This window comes from Chitinophaga sp., from assembly GCF_035564935.1.
In the GTDB taxonomy this organism is placed as follows: domain Bacteria; phylum Bacteroidota; class Bacteroidia; order Chitinophagales; family Chitinophagaceae; genus Chitinophaga.
The window spans coordinates 1-2,449 of the sequence record NZ_DATMTE010000883.1; the positions used below are offsets into that span (position 1 = coordinate 1).

The 2,449-nt window shown below is 46.1% G+C and carries 2 protein-coding genes; both read left to right on the forward strand.

The genetic code is table 11. The features are described 5' to 3' along the window. Positions 1-204: 204 nt before the first annotated feature. Positions 205-594 (forward strand): BlaI/MecI/CopY family transcriptional regulator, encoded by a 390-nt coding sequence (locus tag VN105_RS23090; RefSeq protein WP_312847240.1) that lies wholly within the window; start codon positions 205-207, stop codon positions 592-594. A gap of 10 nt (positions 595-604) precedes the next feature. After that, the coding region (locus tag VN105_RS23095; RefSeq protein ID WP_325644657.1) for a M56 family metallopeptidase at positions 605-2,449 on the forward strand (1,845 nt) is incomplete at its 3' end.

Sequence of the window (2,449 nt, forward strand, 5' to 3'; positions counted from 1 at the left end):
CCGTTACACAATTACTCATCGATTAATCACTCCTGAAAATCATCATATAATCAGATCAGTGTAATCAGCATAATCAGCGTAATCCTGAGTCAGACAAAATCCGCGAAAAAAAATAAACCCTAATATTTTGCAATTACGAAAACTATCGTACATTTGTTTACGAAGATATTCGTACAACAATAATCATCATTACAAATCATTGCTTTGAAACAGATCCGGCCTACAGAAAGTGAATTGGAAATTCTGGGTATACTCTGGGAAAGAGGCCCCAGCACCGTTCGTGAGATACATGATATCTTATCTCAAACGAAAGATGCCGGCTATACCACTACCCTTAAGCTGATGCAGATCATGCATGAAAAAGAACTGGTAGCGCGCGATACCAGCAGCAAAACTCATGTATATACAGCCGCCATTTCACAGCAGAAAACGCAACAGCAATTACTGGACAAGATGATAGATACCGTTTTTGGCGGCTCCGCCTCTCAACTGGTGATGCAGGCCCTTGGCCATCATCAGTCGTCAGAAGAAGAGCTGCAAAAGATCCGGCAATATCTCACTGCAATAGAAAAACAACAAAAGGACAACAGGTAAATCTAGTACTATGAATGTATTACCTATTACGGGCGACTTTGTACGCGCCCTGGGTTGGACCATCCTTCATTCCATGTGGCAGGCGTTCTTTATTTATGCCTGCTTACGGATAGTATTAAAACTCTGGCCACAGGCGGGTGCGCGGATAAAGTACAACCTGTCGCTCCTATCGCTCTCCGGCATTTTTACCTGGTTCCTCGCCACGCTGTATATGCATATACAACTGCTGCAGGAAGCAAGGGAAGCCATACAACACTTCAGCGGTACTATCACTTTACAGGAGCCGGTGCATGTTGCTGCCGTGTATCCCAACCAGGACCCGCTGATATGGCTGTTTCCCAATCTGGAGCTTTGTTTTCCTTTCCTGGTAACATTATATATTGCCGGTATGACGGGCATGATCATCAAGTTGCTGTCCGATCTGTTGCAACTCCGTAAGATCCGTACCACCCGGATAGAGCCTATGGGAGAAGCATGGGACAAACATCTGGATAAGCTGGCTGCAAGGCTGCAGATCCCCCGTAAAGTGAAACTCCTTATATCCAGACATGTACAGGTACCCGTGATGCTGGGATTTATAAAACCGCTCATCCTCCTGCCGGTAGCAATGGTGAACAATCTTACGGAAGCCCAGCTGGAAGCTGTGCTGCTGCATGAACTCGCCCATATCAAACGCAATGATTATCTGTTGAATATCTTCCAATCAATTGTTGAAACCATTCTTTTCTTTAATCCTTTTGTATGGCTGATTTCCAAGATCATCCGTATGGAAAGAGAGCATTGTTGCGACGACCTGGTAATAGCCAGCACCGTTCAGCCACTGCAATATGCACATGCACTGGTAGCGTTGGAAGAATACCGCCTTACCGCCAACCGGCTTACCATGGCTGCTGCAGACAGTAAACAACATCTGTTTCACCGCATTAAACGCATCATGGAAATGAAAACTAAACATCTTAACTATAGCCAAAAGTTTTTAGCCGTACTGATCATCGCCACCGGCCTGGTATCTATTGCATGGCTAAATCCTGCCAAAGGAAAAACTAATAATGAACAGCAGGAACCGGCTAAAGTAAACACCACCACAACAACCAGTACACCACAGGAAAAAATACCCGCGGCAGAACCCGATGAAACCACCAGCAAGTTCCGGCAGCTGCTGGCTGCAGTTACCCGCGACACTGTGGTCCCTGCCCCGCCGCCGCCACCTCCGGCGCCTGTACCGGCTCCTGTAAATGCACCAGAACCGGCACCTGCACCGGCAGGCGTACCTTCGCCATCTCCTTCCCCTGCACCATTGGCGCCGCTTGCTCCGTTAAAAGAGGACCTGTCATTTGATCTCTCTGACATCCAGGTTTTCGACCAGAGCAATGTTTCCACCAATGTGAATACCAATGTAAATACACGTGTAAACGTAAATAAGAATAAGAATAACAAACACACGTCTACTACCAACCAATCGCAGGTATTCAACTTCGATTACCAGTTTAATAACGATGACGTACGTCGGCAGCTCCGCGATGCCCAGAAAAATGTGCAGCAGGCTATGAAACAGCTGAATGAAGTGAACATGAAAAAGGTACAGGCGGAGATAGCCGAGGTTACCAAAAATATGAAATGGGACGAAGTATCTGCCGAAGCCCGCAAAGCACAGGAAGAAAGCCTGAACGCATTGAAAAATATAGACTGGAGCAAAATCAGCGATGCACAGAAAGAAGCCGCTGAAGCATTGAAAAACATTGATTTTGCCGCACTCAACAAAAATCTGCAAATGGCCTATGCCAACATAAACACAAAAGCGTTTTATGATAAAGTAAGTAAAGAAACAAAAGAGGGCCTTAAAGCGGCCCGCCAG